Annotated in this window: 16 protein-coding genes; 14 read left to right on the top strand and 2 right to left on the bottom strand. The window is 37.4% G+C overall.

Annotated features, from left to right (window positions below):
• Positions 1-8 precede the first annotated feature (8 nt).
• Entirely contained in the window at positions 9-710 is a 702-nt protein-coding gene (rsuA, locus tag PSA_RS17435) for a 16S rRNA pseudouridine(516) synthase RsuA (protein ID WP_042150618.1), read from the bottom strand.
• A gap of 157 nt (positions 711-867) precedes the next feature.
• Positions 868-3,900, bottom strand: coding sequence for a TonB-dependent receptor domain-containing protein (locus tag PSA_RS17430; RefSeq protein WP_042150616.1), 3,033 nt, complete (start codon positions 3,898-3,900; stop codon positions 868-870).
• A 374-nt stretch (positions 3,901-4,274) separates the two neighbouring features.
• Between PSA_RS17430 and PSA_RS17425 the strand changes: the two genes are divergently transcribed.
• From PSA_RS17425 to PSA_RS17360, 14 genes are all read left to right on the top strand, one after another.
• Positions 4,275-6,338 (top strand): winged helix-turn-helix domain-containing protein, encoded by a 2,064-nt coding sequence (locus tag PSA_RS17425; RefSeq protein ID WP_042150614.1) that lies wholly within the window; start codon positions 4,275-4,277, stop codon positions 6,336-6,338.
• Positions 6,339-6,863: 525 nt separating this feature from the next.
• Positions 6,864-8,312 (top strand): xanthine dehydrogenase small subunit, encoded by a 1,449-nt coding sequence (xdhA, locus tag PSA_RS17420; RefSeq protein ID WP_042150612.1) that lies wholly within the window; start codon positions 6,864-6,866, stop codon positions 8,310-8,312.
• Positions 8,305-10,641 (top strand): xanthine dehydrogenase molybdopterin binding subunit, encoded by a 2,337-nt coding sequence (xdhB, locus tag PSA_RS17415; protein WP_042150610.1) that lies wholly within the window; start codon positions 8,305-8,307, stop codon positions 10,639-10,641. Before xdhA ends, xdhB begins: the two co-directional genes overlap by 8 nt.
• Before the next feature lie 12 nt (positions 10,642-10,653).
• Positions 10,654-11,562 (top strand): xanthine dehydrogenase accessory protein XdhC, encoded by a 909-nt coding sequence (xdhC, locus tag PSA_RS17410; protein ID WP_231665284.1) that lies wholly within the window; start codon positions 10,654-10,656, stop codon positions 11,560-11,562.
• 115 nt (positions 11,563-11,677) lie between these two features.
• Positions 11,678-13,066 carry an allantoinase AllB gene (allB, locus tag PSA_RS17405; RefSeq protein ID WP_042150606.1) on the top strand — a complete coding sequence of 463 codons (1,389 nt, stop codon included), beginning with the start codon at positions 11,678-11,680 and terminating at the stop codon, positions 13,064-13,066.
• Between the two features lie 212 nt (positions 13,067-13,278).
• Positions 13,279-14,295: an allantoicase gene (gene alc, locus PSA_RS17400; RefSeq protein WP_042150604.1), complete on the top strand. Its 1,017-nt coding sequence runs from the start codon at positions 13,279-13,281 to the stop codon at positions 14,293-14,295.
• A gap of 67 nt (positions 14,296-14,362) precedes the next feature.
• Positions 14,363-14,863 carry a 2-oxo-4-hydroxy-4-carboxy-5-ureidoimidazoline decarboxylase gene (uraD, locus tag PSA_RS17395; RefSeq protein WP_042150602.1) on the top strand — a complete coding sequence of 167 codons (501 nt, stop codon included), beginning with the start codon at positions 14,363-14,365 and terminating at the stop codon, positions 14,861-14,863.
• Positions 14,864-14,871: 8 nt separating this feature from the next.
• Positions 14,872-15,213: a hydroxyisourate hydrolase gene (gene uraH / locus PSA_RS17390; protein WP_042150600.1), complete on the top strand. Its 342-nt coding sequence runs from the start codon at positions 14,872-14,874 to the stop codon at positions 15,211-15,213.
• Between the two features lie 2 nt (positions 15,214-15,215).
• Positions 15,216-15,749 (top strand): ureidoglycolate lyase, encoded by a 534-nt coding sequence (locus PSA_RS17385; protein WP_042150598.1) that lies wholly within the window; start codon positions 15,216-15,218, stop codon positions 15,747-15,749.
• Between the two features lie 38 nt (positions 15,750-15,787).
• The gene (gene guaD, locus PSA_RS17380; protein WP_042150596.1) at positions 15,788-17,113 is read left to right on the top strand and encodes a guanine deaminase; all 1,326 of its coding nucleotides are present in this window, start codon (positions 15,788-15,790) and stop codon (positions 17,111-17,113) included.
• 323 nt (positions 17,114-17,436) lie between these two features.
• On the top strand, positions 17,437-18,645 hold the full coding sequence (locus PSA_RS17375; RefSeq protein WP_042150594.1) for a urate hydroxylase PuuD: 1,209 nt from the start codon (positions 17,437-17,439) through the stop codon (positions 18,643-18,645).
• Between the two features lie 83 nt (positions 18,646-18,728).
• Entirely contained in the window at positions 18,729-20,903 is a 2,175-nt protein-coding gene (locus PSA_RS17370; RefSeq protein WP_042150593.1) for a malate synthase G, read from the top strand.
• Between the two features lie 174 nt (positions 20,904-21,077).
• Positions 21,078-21,725, top strand: a complete 648-nt coding sequence (locus tag PSA_RS17365; RefSeq protein ID WP_042150591.1) for a TetR/AcrR family transcriptional regulator — start codon at positions 21,078-21,080, stop codon at positions 21,723-21,725.
• 41 nt (positions 21,726-21,766) lie between these two features.
• On the top strand, positions 21,767-22,606 hold the full coding sequence (locus PSA_RS17360) for a DHHA1 domain-containing protein (RefSeq protein ID WP_042150590.1): 840 nt from the start codon (positions 21,767-21,769) through the stop codon (positions 22,604-22,606).
• Positions 22,607-22,727 lie beyond the last annotated feature (121 nt).

Below are 22,727 nucleotides of genomic sequence, written 5' to 3'. Positions count from 1 at the left end.
AATGAGGGCTAAATGCAGTTTATTTCATCTTGCGTTAACACACGGTAATCGCCAGGTGCTAAGTCTTCATCTAGACTTATCTCTGAAACTTGTTCTCTATGTAACGCAGCAACACTGTTACCTACAGCTGCAAGCATTCTTTTTACTTGATGGTATTTACCTTCTTGAATTGATAGTTTTAAGCTAAAACCAGCTATTTTCTCAACCTTAGCAGGCAGAGTAGGCGCTTTTTCTCCGTGCAACATCACACCTTCTTTAAGTTGTGCGATTTCTTGGTCGGTAATTTCGGTTTCAGTTTCAACTAAATAAGTTTTGAATTTTTGATGCCTAGGTGACGTTGCACGATGTGACCAATCACCATCATTGGTGATTAGCACTAAACCAGTTGTATCAATATCTAATCTGCCAGCTATATGCAACTCACTCAGCTTAGGCTCATTTAATAGCTCAAATACAGTTGCATGCATTTCATCGCTATTGGCACATACATAATCTTCAGGCTTATTTAACATGTAATAGCGTTTGCCTAAATCTACAAGTTTTTCTCCTTTAAACATAACAACATCTTCAGGTTTAACTTGATAATCAAAGCTGCGGATCACTTCATCATTAACGGTAACAAATTTCCTTTTGATCGCTGCTTTGGCTTTTGTTCTAGGAGTTTCAGCCAAGTGGCTAATAAATTTATCTAAACGACAAGGAAATTTCATTAAAGGTGTTCACAAAGGAGAATTTAATAGTGAGATTATAACGGATAGGGAGAGATAGATAAATAAGAGCAAGAGTTAGAGATAAAAAAAGCCAGCGATTAAGCTGGCTTTGAAGGGTAATGAATAAACCTGGGAGTTATGTCATATTTATAAAATATTAAAACTTAACTTCCGCACTGATATAAGCAAAGCGACCAACGCTGCTGCCGTAACCACTGTAATAATGACCTTTTCCACCTGGGCTATAGTCACCTTGATTATCAAAAACGTTGTTGATGCCGCCTGATAAACGAAGACCACCATCATTATCTAAATCCATAGAATATGAAACTGAGATATTATGTTTAATGTATGAACCGAGTTCATTAAACGCTAATGCTTCAGGGTTTGCGATACAGTTTTCACTTCCGCTAGCACAGTTTTCATCATTTGTAGCCATGTCTTCAACCCAAGAGTCATGATCGGTTTGGCTCACTCTAATAGGGCCTTTGTATTTTGTACTCCAGCGAACGCGCCAATCATCTTGATACCAAGTTAAAGAAGCTGAACCTTGTAGATCGTAAACGCCTGTATTGTAAAGACCTTCATAGTTAGTTGTTTCAGGTCCATCCGGAGATTGTACTGTTTTAGTCCAATCTAACACTTTAGTCCAGTCAGTTTTTAGTTTAATACGACCATATTCATTAAAATCATGCACATACTCTAGTGCGATATCGAAACCACTTGTGCTAATTTCGTCAACGTTATAATTTCGTTGTATTACCTCTATTAAAGCACCTGTTTCATCACGTTTTAGGTCATTACAAAATGAATTACTGCCGCCTTTTTGCTCCCATTCTAATGAAGAGTCATAACAATAGCGCATAATATCTTGATTTGAATAGCTAGATAACGCATCTTCAATTGCGATATCATAATAATCAACTGCGATACGTAAACCATCTACAAATGATGGTGCTAATGTAATACCAAAAGTAAATGTATCAGCTGTTTCTTCAACTAAATCTTCATTACCAACACTTGGTGAGTAGTTATTGTCGCTCTCATCAAACTCACCATCCTCTGCAATAGCTGCGGCAATAGTTGGCTCTTTTCGACAGTTATTATGACCTGCATCAGTAGACGTTGCTGTTGTGCCATAACAGATATCGGTTAATGAATCATAATCACCAGCAGGTGGTGATATTAAGTCATCTATAGATGGTGCACGTTGCGCTCTTGCCCAGTTAGCACGAAGTGCGTAACCATCAACTACTTCCCAAACTAAACCCGTTTTATAACTTTGCATTAAACCTGTATTGGCCCAGCTATAGTCTGCAAGTCGTATTGATACTTCAGCTGTTAAGCTTTTAGCGCCAACAATATCTTTTAATAATGGGAATGCAGCCTCACCAAATATTTCTGCTACAGTTACTTCACCTGAGTATTCAGGAACATAGTTAAATGAAACTCCGCCTTCAGTCGCGCCACCACCAGTTTCAATATTTTGTGAATCTTTTCTATATTCAAAACCAAAAGCGGATGCAACAGCACCTGCTGGCATTTCAAATAAGTCACCAGCCATATAGCCAGTTAATGTTGCTTGTTCTACCGTTGAATCTATAGTTGGATTAGCACGGATATAGTCAGCAACTTCAGGAGTTATTGATCCTTCACCAAATATATTCATTGGTAAACAGCCATTCGCTCTAGCATCAGCATCAGCACACTGAATAGTCATGCCATCTTCAGCATATTCAGCATCTAAAGCGAAACCTGCATTAATAGTATTAATTTCATTACCACGGATCTGTTCTTGAGTAAATCGACCATAACCAACAGATACATCCCAATCCCAATCGCCATCAAACACTGTGCCTTTTAAACCTGCCCAGCTACGAATTGTAGTACGTGTATTATCAGTATAAATTTGACCTACTTCTGTAAACTCACGATCCCACTTAATTGTACTGCCTCCTGCTTCAGCTATTTCAGCAGGAACATAAGGATTATCACGAGAAATTCTACCAACAACCACTTCACCAAATTCACCTGATGCAGCATCGTATGTGATTACTTTATCGCTTTCATCTTCGCTTTCTGGGGCTTTATTGTTGAATGACTTATTTAAACTATGTTGAATTTGAGCATAAAATGTAATGTCATCAGTCAGTTCATAATCAAATTTTATAGCTGTATTTAGACCTTCATCAGGAACCTTTAACATTACATATTGGTCACGATCGATACCGTGTTTCTCTTCTACCCAATCATCACGTAATGTTTGTCCATCATACCAAAATCCACCTACACTACCTGAACCTTCATGAAAAACACCACCTGGTATCGCATCATTGAGACTGCGCCAATCAGCCTGTGTAATGTCTCGCATACATTCGCCATCTTTTGGCTGATCTTCGGTAAGCATTGCATTACACATTCTTTCATTATCATAAGCATGAGATTCTTGTTGCTGCGCACGTTTACGATCTTTAAATGTTAAACCGTACTGTTTATCATAAGTAGAGCTGACATAAACATAACCACGGCCGTCAGCAAACTCAGTTCCGTAATTCATATCTACAGTAAACTCTTTAGCTCCGCCTTCTGCGCTTTCACCACCTCTGGCTTTAAATGAAAAGCCTTCTTTGTCTTGTTGTGTGATGATATTCACAACACCAGCAATCGCATCAGAACCATAAGCGGCAGAAGCACCACCTGTAATTACTTCAACTTTTTTTACCATACCTGAAGGAATAGTAGATAGACTCACTGAGTTACTGCCATGGCTATTAGAAACAACACGACGACCATCAATTAGTGTTAATGTGCGACTTGAGCCTAAATCACGTAAATTGATAGTTGAGAGACCTGTCGCTGTGATATTTGATTGTGAATTACTATTACTACTGCTTTCAGCTATTTGTGGTAATTCATCTATTAATATTTCTGCTAAAGAACCCAGGCCTGTATCTTCAATTGCTTCGTTATCCATAGTTGCAAGTGGTGTCGCAACACTAAAACTATCACGGCGTAAACGTGAACCCGTAACAACAATTTTTTCAACTTTACTTTCTTGTGCTTTTTGATTGCTGATTGAAGATTGTGCTTGTTTTCTTTCTATATTATCAGCGTCAGCTGCGAAAGCTTGACCTGAAATTGCAAAGGCAATAGCTGTTGCTATGGCACCGCGATTAAATGATTTTTTCATATGAGTTCCCCTGAACTATATTGCTTATATGCTACTTATTATTTTATGTGTGGTAGTTCAAATAAAAACGCGCTCTTATCTGAACTCCTGCTTCAATCAGTGTAAAAGTTTTTTATGAAGCTAAGCCTATTGGCTTATTTGTTTTTTAAAGTAGTTTTTACATTAGCTCAATATTAAGGCTCTCTATTATTAACCTTTTATACATCTATTTAATATCTATTCTAATCTTCACAAATTAAAACAGTAAGTTACAAAAATCTTTATAGTTGCTACATTTATCGGTATTGTTGCTATTTATCGTAAATTCTTTGCCTTTTTCATGCTGTTTTAGGTATGCTATGACACAAAATATTTATAAATAGTTTTGATACTTAATGAACCTAAATACGTCCTTTAAACTTAATCAGTGTAAAGTTCAGCCACCAGAAAATATTATTTCTAATGGTGATACTAAACTGACTTTACAGCCTAAGTTTATTGAAGTATTGGCTTTTTTAGCACAGCAATATCCTAATTTAGTTACACGTGAACAGATCATTGAAGAAATTTGGGATGGTAATTTTTATGTTGGGGAAAAAGCATTAACAAATGCAATTTGGCATTTAAGAAAAAGCTTAAAAAGCTTTGATGCTAATATTGAGTTTATCGAAACAATTCGTAAAACAGGTTACAAATTATTAATTGAACCTGAGTATATAAAATCAAATCAAGAACTAAATAAGTCATTTAATATTACTTGGTCACGTACTTGGTCTTTATATGCTTTAGCTTTATTTGCTTTAATATTTATTGGTTTTATATCTTGGCCAGATCAAACTCAAAAAACACAGTTTTCAAAACCAGCCTTAGTTACGCAATACCCAGGTCGTGAGTTATACCCATCAGTATCCCCTGATGGACGCTATTTAGCTTTTTCGTGGCGTCAAATGAATCGTAATATTGATTTATATTTAAAAGATTTATCGCAACCTGATTTAGCTGCAAGAAACTTAACACATTCCAAATTCAGGGAAGGACGAACGGTTTGGGCGCCTGATGGTAGTGCGCTTTATTATTATCGCAGAAGCAGTCAAGAAGGCTGTCAAATAGTTAAAAAAGATCTGCAAACCTCTATGGTCGAACTTTTAGGGAAGTGTGAATCAAATAGAAGTAGCTCGGTCGCGATTTCAAACGATGGTTTATTATTAGCGTATGCGGGTATTAGTGATAAAAATGCTAAAAAAGCCATATATCTAAAAAAACTAAACTCAGAAATACCAGCTAAGCGATTAACTTGTTTACAAAATTGCGATTATACAGATGAATCAATTGCGTTTAGTCCAGATCAAAAGTATTTGGTTATTTCAAGAAATACAGAATCAGGTCATGAAGATATTTTTATTCATGAAATAAGCTCAGGGATAGAAAGGCGTTTAACTTCTGGTTATCTTGATATTAGAGGCTTAGATTGGCACCCTTCAGAAAATAAACTGATCTTTGCAGCTATAGAGCACGGTAAACGATATGGTTTTGAAATGGATGTAGAAAGTGCTGAGTTTGTTAAGCTGCCAATTTCTGGCGTGAGCTTTCCACACTACTCTGATGAAAATACAATTTATTATCATAACTGGCAAATAGATACTTCTATTATGCATGTAGAGTTAGATGCACAAGTTGCCTCGTCTCCATTCCCATTATTACAGTCGGAATTTAATTTTAGATATCCTAATTATTCTATCGCATCAAAACAATTAGCTATGATCTCAAATGAGTCGGGGTTTGATGAACTTTGGATAAGTGGTCTTGATGGCATAAAAAAACAGAAGCTTACGCAGTTAAAGCAAACCATTAAAAATCCTGTTTGGTCACACGATGGTAAACATATTGCCTTTATAGTGAATACTGTTGATAGCAATGAGTTATATGTTATTAATGTACAAACTCAAAACCTAAAACGATTAGATACAGGGTTAGTTTTTCACAATAAACCCAGCTGGTCTGGAGACAACCAAACAATTTATGTATCAGATAATACAAATTTACATCAAGTCTCTGTTAATGGTGAGCAAGTTAAGCAGTTAACACAAAATGGTGGTAATTATGGCGTTGAAACCTCTGCTGGTGACCTTATCTATAGTAAAGGTCGTGGTAAAGGGTTATGGCGATTGCCATTAATAGCACCAACTCAAGAGCGAAAATTACTCGCAGATATTAAACTTCCAAGTAGTACGGGGTGGCAATATACTGATAAAGGTATTTATTATTTTAATGTTAAAGGAAATGACTACCGTTTGAGCTTTTATAATTTTGAGACGCAAGTGCATAAAGATATTATCCGCGTCCCTGAAAGAAGTTTTAGTCGTACACGTGGCATGACTTATGTACCAGAGAATAACTGGCTATTATTTACAGGTTACGAATCTCCTCAAGTCGATATTAAACGCATTACTGCAAAATAACTTTTCTAAATTAAGCACTATAATTTTATTATGGTGCTTATTCTTCATCCAAGGTTTAGACTCCCGGGCTTCATCTGTTGAGTGTTTTATCGGAGATCTGTTTTTAAGGTCTTAGTCCGGCACTGCAAACAGGTTCTCAGATGATGAGATTTCCGATACAAGCAATCGATAATGACTGGTTTAGATAATTATATAGGTATAAGTAATTAGCTAAACCCTGACTTATCCTTATTCATTTTACATATTTAATCTTTTAACTCACATTTATTCAATTATTCAGTCTCTGTAATTGCCACCCAATAAACTCTTAAAACTCCTTAGTTTCATTAATATTTTGTTAACTTTTAAAGTCTATTCTTAAAGAATAATTAATTGTTTCTCAATTTTCACGCTTGACTCGTGTCGCCCATTAACTTATATTTTACAGAAGTTGACATTTGTGTCAGGTTTATCGTAACAAACGTATTAATTTTTGTTGCTGGAAATAACAAAGAAATAAAAAGCTAGCAGGGTAGGCAATATTTTATGGCAGATAATCAAATTCAATTTTTACTTAACGATCGTTTAACGACCTTAAGTGATGTAAATCCAAATACCAGTATTCTTCAATATCTAAGAAACAATGCCGGTAAAAATGGCACGAAAGAAGGTTGTGCTTCAGGAGATTGTGGTGCATGTACTGTTGTTGTTGCCGAATATGCTGGTGGAAACTTACGTTATAAAAGTTTAAATGCATGTATTAGCTTATTACCTAGCCTGCATGGTAAGCAGTTGATCACAGCTGAAGATTTACAAGATGGCGATACCTTGCACCCAGTACAAAAAGCCATGGTTGATTTTCATGGTTCACAATGTGGATTTTGTACACCAGGTTTTATTATGTCTTTATTTGCTCTACATAAAAATTTTCCAGAGCCAGAAAAAGAACAAACATTAGAAGCACTGGCTGGTAACTTATGTCGCTGTACTGGCTATCGCGCAATTATTGATGCCGCTAAAGCGGCTAATAATCACGGACCTGATCAGTTTGACCGCAATAAAGGCCAAACAATTGAAACACTAGCTATGATCCAAAAAGATACTATGCAGCAATTATCATATGGCGATCAGGTGGCTTTTAGTCCAACAACATTAAAAGAATTAAGTGAGTTAATGCTAGCTCACCCAGATGCACGCATTGTTGCTGGTGGCACAGATATCGTACTTGAAATCACACAAATGATGAAGAGCTTAGGTACTATCATTTATGTTGGCAACGTACCTGAGCTACAAACGTTTGAGCAAAATGATTCAGAGTTTGCTGTTGGTGCTGCACTACCTTATACCGAATTTACATCTAGCCTTGCCACTGAATATCATGAGTTTGGTGAGATGATTGAACGTATCGGTTCATTGCAAATACGAAACCAAGGTACATTAGGCGGCAATGTAGGTAATGCTTCGCCAATTGGTGATACGCCGCCAGTATTAATCGCATTAGATGCACAAATTAATTTACGCAAAGGTGATGATAATCGCATTATCCCAATTGAAGATTATTTTGTTGATTATAAAGTAACATTACAGCAAAAAAGCGAATTTATTCAAAGTATCATTATTCCTAAAGCAAAAGAAAATACACACCTTAAAGTTTATAAAATATCAAAACGTTTTGATGATGATATTTCAGCTGTATTGGCTGCATTTAACTTAGAAATCGACGGTGATGTGATCAAAAGTGCACGAATTGCATTTGGTGGTATGGCTGGTATTCCTAAACGCGCAGCTAACTGTGAAAAAGCGCTTAATGGTCAACCTTGGACACAAAACACAATTGAAACCGCAATGGCTGTTTTAGCAACTGATTTTACACCTATGAATGATGTACGCGCATCAGCGCAATATCGAATGCAAGTAGCACAAAACTTATTACAAAAAGCCTTTATCGAAATGACACAACCTAACACTAATACTGGAGTTTTATATCATGCGTAAGTTAATCGATTTACCAAGTAAAGAATCTAGTAAAGTTGCAGGTAAAGTAGGTGTTTCTAGGAAACATGAAAGCGCTGAAAAACATGTCAGTGGTAAAGCTTTATATATAGATGACCGCCCAGTAATGGCAAACCATTTATATGCTGCTATTGGTCAAACAACAATTGCACACGGAATCGTTAAATCAATCGATTTAAGCAAAGTTAAAGCCGCGCCTGGTGTTGTAGATGTTTTAGTGGCTGGCGATGTGCCAGGGCATTTAGATATAGGCCCTGTATTTAAAGGTGATCCGGTACTTGTTTTAGATAAAGTAGAGTTTATGGGGCAAGCCTTGTTTGCAGTTGCAGCAACAAGCCATGAAGCCGCTGTAAAAGCAGCAAAACTCGCTGTTGTAGAATATGACGAGTTAGAACCTGTGTTATCTGTAAAAGATGCACTCGCTAAAAAGAATTTTGTTCGTCCAACACATATACAAAGCCGTGGCGATGCGCCAACTGCTATTGATAGTAGTGATCATGTGTTAGAAGGCGAGCTAAAAATTGGTGGTCAAGAACACTTTTATTTAGAAGGTCAGATCTCAAGCGCAGAGCCGACAGAAGATGGCGGCATGATCATTTACACTTCTAGCCAGCATCCTTCAGAAGTACAAATTTTAGTAGCAGAAGTATTAGATATTCCATTCAATAAAGTGGTTGTTGATATGCGCCGTATGGGCGGTGGTTTTGGTGGCAAAGAAACGCAAGCCGCACCTTGGGCATGTATTGCTGCATTGCTAGCTAATAAAACAGGTCGATGCGTTAAATTACGCTTAAATCGTGTTGATGATATGACTTTAACAGGTAAGCGTCATCCATTTGAAAATGATTATCGTACAGGCTTTGATAGTGAAGGTTTAATCAAAGGCATTGAATTTAATATTAATGGTAACTGTGGTTATTCACCTGATTTATCAGATGCGATTGTAGATCGTGCTATGTTTCATAGCGATAACGCATACTTTTTAGAGCATGCCCATGTTGTAGGTAATCGTTGTAAAACAAATACGGTTTCACATACTGCTTATCGTGGGTTTGGTGGCCCACAAGGCATGATCTCCATTGAAGGTGTAATGGATGATATTGCACGTAAGGTAGCTAAAGACCCGTTAGAAGTTCGTAAATTAAACCTATATGGTCAAACAGATAGAAATGTGACTCATTATGGTCAAACGGTAGAACACAACATTTTACCTATGATGATTGATAAGCTTGAGGCTGATTGTGAGTATCAAAAACGTCGTGCAGAAATAACGCAGTTTAATAAAGAAAACCCGTTCTTGAAGAAGGGCATCTCTCTCACGCCGGTTAAATTTGGCATCTCATTTACAGTGCAACATTTAAACCAGGCTGGTGCCCTGATTCATCTTTATACCGATGGCTCAATTCAGCTTAACCACGGCGGTACTGAAATGGGACAAGGTCTAAATACTAAGGTTGCGCAAGTTGTAGCACAAGAATTTCAAGTAGATATAGACAATATTGTATGTACTGCAACTCGTACAGATAAAGTGCCAAATACTTCACCTACTGCGGCATCATCAGGTACAGACTTAAATGGTAAAGCGGCACAAAATGCTGCAAAAACGATTCGAGCAAGATTAGTAGACTTTGCAAGTGAGCATTTCTCTGTAAAACAAGAGGAAGTGATCTTCTTAGACAATCAAGTGCATATTGGCGAAGAAAAAGTAATAGCGTTTGCTGAGTTGATTCAATTGGCTTATATGAATCGTGTTTCTTTATCTTCTACTGGTTTTTATAAAACACCAAAAATTCATTACAACCGTGATAAAGCCAATGGCCGACCATTTTTTTATTACGCCAATGGCGTGTCATGCTCAGAAGTATTAATCGATACCTTAACCGGTGAATATAAAGTTGTACGTGTAGATATATTACATGATGTAGGTGATTCATTAAATCCTGCAATTGATTTAGGTCAGATTGAAGGTGCATTTGTTCAAGGTATGGGTTGGTTAACCACTGAAGAGCTAGTGTGGGATGAAAAAGGCCGCCTTATGACCAATGGCCCTGCAACTTACAAAATTCCAGCGATTGCTGATATGCCCGAAAAATTCAATGTAGAGCTACTACAAAATGAGCCAAATCGTGAAGCCACAATTTACAACTCTAAAGCGGTAGGTGAACCACCGTTTATGTTAGCGATTTCAGTTTGGTCAGCATTAAGAGATGCGGTATCTAGTGTTAGTGATTATAAATTGAGTCCAGTGTTACATACACCTGCAACACCAGAGCGTGTATTGATGGCTGTTCAGCAAATGAAAGCACAATAAGGAACTAGGGCCATGATGACACCAAATACCTCTTGGGTAGATGCCGTAAAAGAATTAACAGCTAGGGGCGAAGCATATGTTTTAGTGACAATTCTGGGTGTTCGTGGCTCTGCGCCAAGAGATAGTGGTACCAAAATGGTAGTATGTGCTAATTCATCATTCGATACCATAGGTGGCGGTCATTTAGAGCATAAAGCAATAAAAATTGCTTTAGACATTTTATCAAAAGGTGAGCAAACACAGCATTTAGAGCATTTTCCATTAGGCCCTAAACTGGGCCAATGTTGTGGTGGTACAACGAGCGTTTTATTTGAAAGTTTTGCCAGTTCACATATCAATATTATGTTGTTTGGTGCTGGTCATGTGGGCCATGCAATCGCACCTATGCTTGCAGGTTTACCGGTTAAATTACATTGGGTGGATGAACGTGAAGAGCTATTCCCTGAAGTAGCTGCCAATAATACTAATCATGTGATCACGGATAACCCTGTTGATGAAATAGCCAGTATGCCAGCTAATAGCTATTACGTTGTTTTAACGCATAACCATCAAAGAGATTTCGATATTTGCAGTGCCATTTTAAAACGTGAAGACTTTAAGTATTTAGGTTTAATTGGTTCTGATACCAAATGGAAAAGATTCCAACAAAGATTCGACCACCACGGCATTAAAAAAGAATTAGTAGACACAATCGCATGTCCTGTGGGGTTAAGTAATGTGCCAGGTAAGTTACCTATGGAAGTTGCGGTATCAATTGTTGGCGAAATTATAGGTTTATATCAAGCAGATCTGGAGCCAACACCAAATAAGCAAGGTGTTGATTGGAGTGAACTAAAATCAATGATTGATGAGCAAGAACACAATGCTAAAAAGACAGTTCAAAGCCAAGAGCAAAAAGATAGCGCGCAATTTACGCAATAAAAAGCGTAAGCAACATAAATTAGTAAGCCGATGGTTTGCTTTAAAAGCGCAAGAAACTAGTGATGACAATAACAATCAAAATGTCGCAAAACACAATTAACTAAGAGTGAAAAAAATGTCTAGTAGTAATATTAAAAATCAAAATCCGACAAATCATTTTGCCATTCGCAGCCAACGTGTTGTGACAGAAAAAGGCGTTCATGCAGCCACTGTTATTATTAAAAATGGTTTAATTGATGCTATTAGAGAGCATGATTATCAGCCTAATTGTGCTGTCGAAGATTTAGGTAATAAAGTATTAATGCCAGGTTTAGTTGATAGTCATGTTCATATTAACGAACCTGGTCGTACAGAATGGGAAGGCTTTAATACAGCAACTCAAGCGGCAGCTGCTGGTGGTATAACAACTTTAGTAGATATGCCTTTAAACTGTATTCCAGTCACTATTAACAAGCAGGCATTTGATGAAAAGCTTGATGCTGTAGTTGACAAACTTTGGGTTGATTGCGGTTTTTGGGGCGGCGTTATTCCTGATAGCGTAAATGATTTAGATGAGTTATTAGATGCTGGTGTATTAGGTGTTAAATCATTTTTAATTGATTCAGGCATTGAAGAGTTTCCAAATATGGAAGCCGATGATTTACGCAAAGCCATGCCTATTCTAGCAAAGCACAACTCACCTTATTTAATTCATGCTGAACTTGATTGCGGTAACAGTGAACCTGCAGAAATTAGTGACAGCTATCAAACATTTTTAGACTCACGCCCTAAATCGTGGGAAAACGATGCTATTGATATGATGATAGACCTTAACCGTGAAGTGAAAGCGAATGGTCAAGATTGTCATGTTCATATTGTGCATTTATCAAGTGCAGAAGCGATCAGCAGTATCAAAGCAGCTCGTGAAGAAGGTCAAAGTTTAACAATTGAAACTTGCCCACATTATTTAACTTTATTTTCTGAAGAAATTCCTGATGGCAAAACATTATTTAAATGTTGTCCGCCAATTCGTGAAAATGATAATCGTCATCAACTTTGGCAAGGCCTAAAAGATGGTGTAATTGATTTTATCGTATCAGATCACTCACCTTGTACTCCGCAACTAAAACATATTGATAGCGGTGATATAGAAAAGGCTTGGGGTGGTATTTCAGCACTGCAATTTGGATTACCGTTAATTTGGACACAAGCGGCAGAGCGCGGTTTTGGCTTAACTGATATCGCTCATTGGATGAGTGCACAAACGGCTAAATTTATAGGTATGGATCATATTAAAGGTTATATAAAAGTGGGTTACCACGCTGATTTTGTTGTCTTTGATGATAAATCTGAATATGAGATCACTAATGAGATGATTAAACATAGACACAAAATCACACCTTATGAAGGCCGAACAGTAAAAGGGCGTGTAGAGCGTACTTATTTACGTGGTCAAACAGTTTATGACAACGATGAATTTATGAATGCGCCTGTAGGCCAGCCTTTACTAAAAGGTAGAGTTTAAAGGCTGAGTGTAGGCGGGTATTTTACGTGCATGTTTTTTCAGATAGACGGACCTACGTCCTGTATTTTCAAAAAGCATTTTAAGATGATACGCGGGGTTTTAGCGCAACGTCCAAAAATGAATAATGAAAAATGGTAGACGGGACTTTAGTCGCGTTTGTTTAATCATAAAAAGCACGACTTAACTCGCGCTAAAACAACAGAGAGAAACCAATGAATCAAGAGGAATTGAACACTTATTACACCCAACATTTTATTGATATGGCACAAGCCCGCTTAGGCGGAGAAACATTAGCTTGTAGCGATGATTTTTTTGCTGAAATGGAAAACCTGATCAAACCAGGTCGCGGTATTTTCATTGAAGAAAAATTTACAGACCGTGGTAAATGGATGGATGGTTGGGAGTCACGCCGAAGCTATGGTCGTGATAATGGTCGAGAATTTGACTGGTGTACAATTCGTCTTGGTGTTCCTGGTGTGATCCGTGGTTTTGATATAGATACAAACCACTTTAAAGGCAATGCACCGCAATCAGTTTCTGTTGAAGCATGTCATTGTGATGGCGATATTAAAGATGCAGTTTGGACAACGATTTTAGATCAAAGCACAACTGATGCACATAGCCAAAACCTTTTCCCAGTAAATGTTGATTTAGAAAATAAAGAACAAGTTTGGACTCACGTGAGGTTGAATATGTTCCCTGATGGCGGTGTAGCGCGTTTTCGCGTTTATGGTGATCCTAAATTAGATCCTAAAAACTTTGTTGAAGGTGAACTCATTGATTTAGCGTCTATTAAAAATGGTGCTCGGGCCTTGTTATGTTCAGACATGTTTTTTAGCGATAAAAATAATTTAATTATGCCAGGGCGTGGTGTGAATATGGGGGATGGTTGGGAGACGAAACGTCGTCGTGATCCGGGTCCTGATTGGTCAATAGTTAAATTAGCTGTCCCAGGTGATTTACAAAAACTGATTGTAGATACCGCGCACTTTAAAGGTAACTTCCCAGATACTTTCTCGTTAGAGGCAACAAATAGCACAGATGAAGAGGTATTAGGTGGCACTGTTGAGTGGCAAGAAGTGATATGTAAAACCAAGCTTTATGCGGATCGTGAGCATTTATTTATAAGTGAAATAAACAGCGGTAACAATTCATTTAGTCATATTCGCCTTAACATATTCCCTGATGGCGGTATTTCTCGTTTACGTTTATTTGGCTTGCCTAAATAGCTTAGCTAATACAGTTATCATTGGCTTTTCAGGGATGAAAAGCATTTTTATTGTTTAAAGGTGCATTATGAATTTTCAAGACATTAACGCAATGGATTTAGCTCAAGCAAAACATGCATTTATGCAATGTTGTACATCAAGTGCTTGGGTCTCAAAAATGGTGGAATCTCGTCCACATGCTGATTTAGATGCCTTATTTGAAGCGGCAAACGATAATTGGATTGGTTTATCAGAAGGCGATTATTTAGAAGCTTTTGATGGTCATCCTAAAATCGGCGATGTTAGCAGCTTAATGAAAAAGTACGCTAATACTAAAGAGCTTGCTGCCGGTGAGCAGTCAGGTATGAATGCCGCTGATGAATTGACTATAAAAGCATTAGCCAAAGGTAATGATGATTATCATGCCAAATTTGGTTTTATCTTCATTGTATGTGCAACCGGTAAAAGTGCTGCGCAGATGTTGGCGTTATTAGAAGCGCGTATTGGTAATGACCGCGATACTGAATTGAAAAATGCCGCAGAAGAGCAGCGTAAAATTTTTCATATTAGATTAAATAAATTTTCTTAGGATATCAGATGAGCCAGATCACAACTCACATATTAGATACAACAAAAGGGCTGCCAGCGCGCTCAGTGCCAATTAAATTATTTAAAGAAGTTGCAGGCGATTGGCAAGTGATCTCACAAGGGATCACTAATGATGATGGTCGTATTGCAGGTTTATTAGATGATGATCTTGTTTTAGACGCCGGTAATTACCGTATGCACTTTGATACTAAGTCTTATTTTGATATGAACAAAGAGCAAGGCTTTTATCCATATGTTGATATCGTATTTAGCATAGATGGCAGTGGTACGCATTATCATATTCCATTGTTATTAACTGCCTATGGTTACTCAACTTACAGAGGTAGCTAAGTATGCAGCAGTGTTATATCAGTGAAGATGAAAACGGTAAAAAGTTTATTGAAGCTATGCCTTTAACAGCTGCTGAATTTGCCCAATTTGGTGATGTCATTGAATGTGCTGATTCAGTTGAAAACTTTGAAATTAATCAAGGTTTCACAATACGTTTTCATAATTTAGCTGATGTAGATGTGGCTGATAATGACGGTAAAACCATTATAAATATTTTTCGTTCTACGCCTTTGGCGTTGCCAATTCAGATTGGCATGATGGAGCGTCACCCTAAAGGTAGCCAAGCATTTATACCTATGGGAAATAATCCGTATTTAGTGGTTGTCGCACCTAAGGGTGACTTAGACTTAACTAAAATACGCGTATTTTTAGCCTCGGCAGATCAAGGCGTTAATTATCATAAAGGGACTTGGCATCACTTCTGTTTAGCTCTTAATGATCAAAGTGATTTCTTGGTAGTAGACCGTGGTGGTAAAGGTGATAACTGTGATGAAATCGCCTTAATAGATGAACAAAAAATCACAATTAAATTTTAGAATTAAATAATACATTTAAGTGCAAGGTTAATAAGTTTATGAGTAATACAACAAAAGCATTTCGTGGTGAAATTTTACATTTTTTAAGCGATCCTGCTAAAGACAATGAGCAAAGCTATCAGTACTTTGAAGATGGTGTGCTTGTTGTTAAAGATGGCTTGGTTGAAACTGTCGGTCTAGCAAACGATATTTTGCCAACACTAGCTGATGATGTTGTTGTAAAACAGCATGATAATGGTTTATTAATGCCAGGTTTTGTTGATACTCATATCCATTATCCACAAACTGAAATAATAGGCTCATATGGTGAGCAATTATTAGAGTGGTTAGAAACTTATACTTTCCCAACTGAATCGCAGTTTGGTGATACTAATTTTGCAAAACCTAGAGCCCAATTCTTTTTAGACCAACTACTTACAAATGGTACAACAACGGCATTAGTATTTGGCACAGTTCATCCAGAATCTGTAGATGCATTTTTTACACAAGCAGAAGAGCTAAACGTACGTATGATCTGCGGTAAAGTAATGATGGATCGCAATGCGCCAGATAACTTAACAGATACTGCAGAGTCGAGTTACGAAGAATCAAAAGCACTTATCGAAAAGTGGCATGGCAAAGGTCGTTTACATTATGCGGTAACACCGCGTTTTGCTCCTACAAGTACCAGTGAACAATTACATAAAGCTGGGCAATTACTTGAAGAATACCCAGGTGTATTTATGCATACACATTTATCTGAAAACAAAAATGAATGTGCTTGGGTGAGTGATTTATTCCCTGAATGTGAAAACTATTTAGACGTTTACGATAAACACGGTTTATTAAGTAAACGTAGTGTATTTGCACACGGTATCCATTTATGTGATAGCGAATATCAAAGATTAAGCGATACCGATTCATCTCTATCTTATTGTCCAACTTCTAACTTATTTTTAGGCAGTGGTTTATTTAACTTGAAAAAAGCAGAAGAGTTTAACGTAGATGTAGGTTTAGGTACTGATGTGGGCGGCGGTACTAGCTTTTCACAATTACAAACACTAAATGAAGCTTACAAAATTCAGCAGCTAAGGGGCGAAAAACTGACTGCACTTAAGTCATTTTACTTAGCTACTTTAGGAGGTGCTTCAGCGCTCGATTTAGACGACAAAATTGGTAACTTTACTCCAGGTAAAGAAGCTGACTTTATTGTTTTAGATTACAAATCAACAGATCTAATGCGTGTACGTATGAACAATACCAAAGACATTTTAGAGCGTTTATTTGTATTAACTACATTAGGTGATGATCGTACTGTACGTGAAACTTATGTGATGGGTGACTTAGCTCATGATAGAAATAATAAAAAAACATCAGCGTTATAATAAGTCAAAAATGTAGGAGGGGCTTCAGCCTCGTTGAGATAGATAAATTTAAACCTTTGTAGGTAGGGCTTTAGCCTTACTAAATAACAAAATAGAGCGGGACTGAAGTCCCGCCGACGAAAAGAATTAAAAGATTGTAGGTAGGGCTTTAGCCTTACAGAATTAAAAGGAAAGCGGGATTAAAACCCCGCCAACCAAAGAATTAAAAAGATGTCGACGGGGCTTTAGCCGTGTTTGTATCAACAAAAATATAAAAAATAATAAGAATTCACATGCTTTGAGATAGCGGTTATCTCAATGTGCAGAATATATCGGAGATCAACATGGATCCATATATCACAGAATGGGTTAATTTAATTTTACGCTTTGCCCACGTAATAACTGGGATTGCCTGGATAGGAGCGTCGTTCTATTTTGTCTGGCTAGATAATCATTTAGAAAAACCACCAGGCTGGAAATCAGATAAAGGCATAGACGGCGATTTATGGGCGATACATGGGGGTGGCTTTTATGAAGTTGCTAAATATAAACACGCACCAGAAAAAATGCCAGAGCTATTACATTGGTTTAAATGGGAAGCATACAGTACTTGGTTAACGGGTTTTGTATTATTAAGCTTAATGTTTTACGTTGGTGCTGATATTTATTTAATCGACCCTAACATCGCAGAGTTAAGTCAAATGCAAGCAATCGCAATCGGTTTAACATCTATTGTAGGTGGTTGGATTGTTTATGATGTTTTATGTCGCACTAAATTAGCTGAACATGGTTTACTGCTTGGTATTATTTTAATGGCATTGATCACTGGTTTATCTTACGTATTAAGTGAAACATTTAGTGCCCGTGGTGCCTTTATGCATGTAGGTGCTGTGATTGGTACTATCATGGCAGGTAATGTATTTTTCACCATAATGCCATCGCAACGCGCATTAGTCGCCTCAGTGGAAAAAGGCGAACCAGTTGACCCAACGTGGGGTGCTAAAGCAAAGCTTCGCTCAACGCATAATACTTATGCCACTTTACCGCTGCTATTTATCATGATCAGCAATCACTACCCTATGATCTTTAACCATGAATATAACTGGTTAGTGCTTATGGTGATTTTTGTAATTACTGCTGCTATTCGTCAATACTTTGTAGCTAAACATAAAGGCAATCAAAATCCATTGGTTTTAGTGGGCGCAGCTGCATTATCAATTGTATTAGCTGTAGCGATAGCACCTAAATCAGCTACTCCAATTATTGATGAAACTGGTAGTGAAGTGCATACAGTAGATTTACAAAAAGTGAACGATATTATCGTTAGCCGTTGTGCAAGTTGTCACTCAAGTACTCCTACGGATGATATTTTTAAAGTGGCACAAGGTGGTGTAATACTTGATGACATAGAACAAATGAGTCGTTGGGCACCTAGAATTCAAGCGCGTGCAGTTGATGCCAAAGATATGCCGTTTATGAATAAAACAAAAATAGAAGACGATGAGCGTAATTATATTGCTTTATGGATCGCGCAGGGCGCACCTGTTAAGTAAATCTCGTTTTACCTTTGTAGTGGGCTTTTAATCCGATTTGGCCCGCTACTTTTTATTTTAAGTACAGAAGTAGGATCTACCACATGACAAAGCGAAGAATAACTGTTGGCGGATTTCAGGTAGCAGAAGCATTTTTTAATTTCATAAACCAAGATGTTATTCCTGGTACAGGGATAGAGCAGGATAAATTTTGGCAATCATTTGAAGCCATAGTAAATGAACTCTCACCTATCAATAAGCAATTACTCGATACACGTGTAAAATTGCAGTCTCAAATTGATGAGTGGCATAAACAACACCAAACAAGCCAGTACGATGAAGTGGCTTATAAAGCCTTTTTACAGGAAATAGGTTACTTAGCTGAAGATATTGCTGATTTTAAAATCTCACCTAAAAATGTCGACCCAGAAGTGGCTAACTTAGCAGGCCCACAACTTGTAGTGCCAGTAATGAATGCGCGCTATGCACTTAATGCGACTAATGCACGCTGGGGCAGTTTATTTGATGCCTTATATTCAACTGATGTCATTGCAATTCACGACGAAACAGCCATCACTAAAAGTTATAATCCAAAACGTGGTAAAGCTGTAGTTGCATACGCTAAGCAATATTTAGATGAAACCTTTACGTTAAATCAAGGTATTTTTTCTGAGGTTACAAACTATCAAGTTATTGACCAACAGCTGCAAATTACCTTAACAAATGGCGAAACAACACAATTATCAAATGCATCAAATTTTGTTGGCTTTAAAGGTAGTAAAGACTCACCAAGTGCTATTTTATTAGCTAATAACGGCTTGCATGTAGAGTTAGTTTTTAATGCAAATCATCCTGTAGGTGAAGCTGATATCGCAAATATGAGTGATGTGATCATTGAATCAGCATTAACAGTTATTCACGACTGTGAAGACTCCATTGCAGCAGTAGATATTGAAGATAAAATCCAAGTTTATAAAAATTGGTTAGGCCTAATGAAAGGTGACTTAAGTGAAAAAGTCACAAAAGGCGGTAAAGTGATTCATCGTAGCTTAAATACAGATAGATATTACACAGCTAAAAATGGTGAAGAGCTGGCATTAAGTGCACGCAGCTTAATGTTTGTTAGAAACGTAGGTCATTTAATGACAAATGAAACCATTATTGACAAAGATGGTTGTGAAATACCTGAAGGTATTTTAGATGGTGTAGTCACATCTCTTATTGCAATTCATGACTTAAAACATACAGGGGCATTAGTTAACTCCGCTGCTGGCAGTATTTATATTGTAAAACCAAAAATGCACGGCCCTGAAGAGGTGGCTTTTGCGGTAAAACTATTTGGTTTAATTGAACAAGCGTTTGGTCTTGAAGCTAATACCATAAAAATGGGCTTAATGGATGAAGAACGCCGTACCAGTGTGAATTTAAAACAATGTATTCATGCTGCTAAAGAGCGCGTTGTATTTATTAATACGGGCTTTATGGATAGAACAGGCGATGAAATTCATACCTCTATGGAGGCCGGTCCTGTTGTGCCAAAAGAGGCTATGAAGTCGCAAGATTGGATCCAAGCTTACGAAAATCGTAATGTGGTAATTGGACTTGATTGTGGTTTTAAAGGCAAAGGTCAAATAGGCAAGGGCATGTGGCCAATCCCAGATAATATGGCGCAAATGCTGGTGGAAAAAGATGTTCATCCAAAATCAGGTGCCAATTGTGCTTGGGTACCATCGCCAACAGCGGCAACGCTACATGCATTGCATTATCACAAAGTAAATGTTGAAGCCCTACAAGACGAAATCGTAGATAAAGGCCTTAAAAGCTTAGATATGCTGCTTAGATTGCCATTATTGAAAGATCAAAGTCAGTTAACGGCTGAGTCTATTCAGTTAGAGCTAGATAACAATATCCAAGGAATTTTAGGTTATGTAGTGCGTTGGGTGAATATGGGCATAGGCTGTTCTAAAGTACCAAATATTGAAGATGTTGGCTTAATGGAAGACCGTGCAACTTTACGTATTTCAAGCCAACATGTAGCCAACTGGTTGCATCATGGTATTTGTAGTACTGAACAAGTAGAAAATACTTTAGTTCGTATGGCAAAAGTGGTGGATCAGCAAAATAGCCAAGATAAAAATTATATTGCAATGTCTGATAACTTAAATACCAGTGATGCGTTCGCTGCCGCATATGAATTAGTATTTAAAGGCAGTATACAACCTAGCGGTTATACTGAACCTGTACTTCATCGTCAGCGTTTAATTGTGAAAGCTAAATAACGGTGAAGTGAAGTTCAGCGCTTATTATTTGAATCTAGATTTTTTTAAAAACAGTAAAAGGGATGTTATTTTAAATAACGTCCCTTTTTTATATGGCTATTATATTGTTAGGTATAGCTCAAATAAGCGAAATTCCTTATACTGATTTTTTTGATTAAGCATATTTAAAAGTTTATGAGTGAAATTGACGTATTACAAAACCGCCGTAAAGAGCCTGCTGGACGTATTCGCCAACAAAACCAAGTCGTGATCATTGCAGCAGCAGAAGAAGAGTTTCTTACTTTTGGCTTTAAAGGCGCTTCTATGAAGCGTATTGCTGAGCGTGCTGAATTACCACGTGCCAATATTCATTATTACTTTAAGAATAAACTCGACCTATATGGCGCTGTGTTAGGTGATATCGTTGAAGTATGGGATGCAACCGTATCTGATATTAATGCAGATGATGATCCTAGAGAGACTTTAACCACTTATATTCGTGCAAAAGTGATGTCATCAAAGAACAATCCTAATGCGTCACGCATATTTGCCAGCGAAATGGTCCATGGTGCACCGCATTTAAGTCATTTTTTGAGCCATGACTTCAGAACTTCAATAAAACATAAGGCCGATGCTATCCAAGCATGGATAGATCAAGGTAAAATGGACCCTATCGACCCGATGCACTTATTATTCTTTATTTGGGGCTCAACACAGCATTACGCCGATTTTGGTGTACAAGTATTGGCCGCTATGGATAAAGAGTCACTATCTGATGAAGATTTTGAAGACATCACAGAAACTTTAACTCAGCTAATATTAAAAGGCTGTGGTTTAAGGTAGGCGAATTCGCCAAACAATAGAAACTCACAAACGGAAACTCAATGAAATATTTATGTATTTATCACAAAAACTGTTCTGATGGCTTTGGTGCTGCTTTAGCCGTAAAACAATATTGTGATCTCAATAACTTCGATTGTGAGTTTATTGCCGCACAACATGGTGATGAAGCGCCAGATGTTAGCAATAAACATGTTTTTATTGTCGACTTTTCTTATTCACGTGAAGTGATATTAAAGCTAGAACAAGAAGCCGATAGTTTATTAGTAATAGATCACCATAAAACAGCAGAAGAAGCACTAGCTGGTTTAGATTGCACTGTATTTGATATGGAACGCTCAGGTGCCGTATTAACATGGGAGCATTTATTACCAGAGCGCCCATTACCAACTTTATTAGCTTATATCCAAGATCGCGATTTATGGCATTGGCAATTACCAAACAGTAAAGAAGTATCGGCTGCACTACAAACATGCGCTATGACCTTTGATGTATGGGAACAATACTTAGATGAAACTAAGTTATTAGATTTGATCAGCAAAGGCGAAGCCATCGTTGAATATCAAAATAAACAAATCAGCAGAGCAACTAAACCTAAAAATATAGAAATGGTTGATATCGCCGGCTACCAAGTACCATGTGTCAATACTAATAGCCTAGCCAGTGAAATTGGTAACGAATTAGCAAAAGGCCAGCCTTTTGCCGCTATGTACTGTGATAATGCTGATAAACGCATATTCTCATTAAGATCAGATGTCGACGGCGTAGACGTAGCCAATATCGCAAAATTGTTTGGCGGTGGAGGACATTTCCACGCAGCCGGTTTCGCAGTAGAAAAACCTAAAATCTCATTAAGCCTAAAAACTACTTCAGTTACAAAGTAGTTCTTCTCTTTGGCACCAGACGGTTCGTTTGGTGCTGAAATATCCTCTTTGTAAGTCCCCATATAAATCAAAACTTTTAACTGTTTTAAGAATTTAATATCAAAAAATAAGCTCAAACCTA

The sequence above is a fragment of the Pseudoalteromonas sp. '520P1 No. 423' genome (assembly GCF_001269985.1).
In the GTDB taxonomy this organism is placed as follows: Bacteria; Pseudomonadota; Gammaproteobacteria; order Enterobacterales; family Alteromonadaceae; genus Pseudoalteromonas.
Note: the sequence above shows the minus strand (reverse complement) of the source record. Positions and strands in the feature narration are given on the sequence as shown.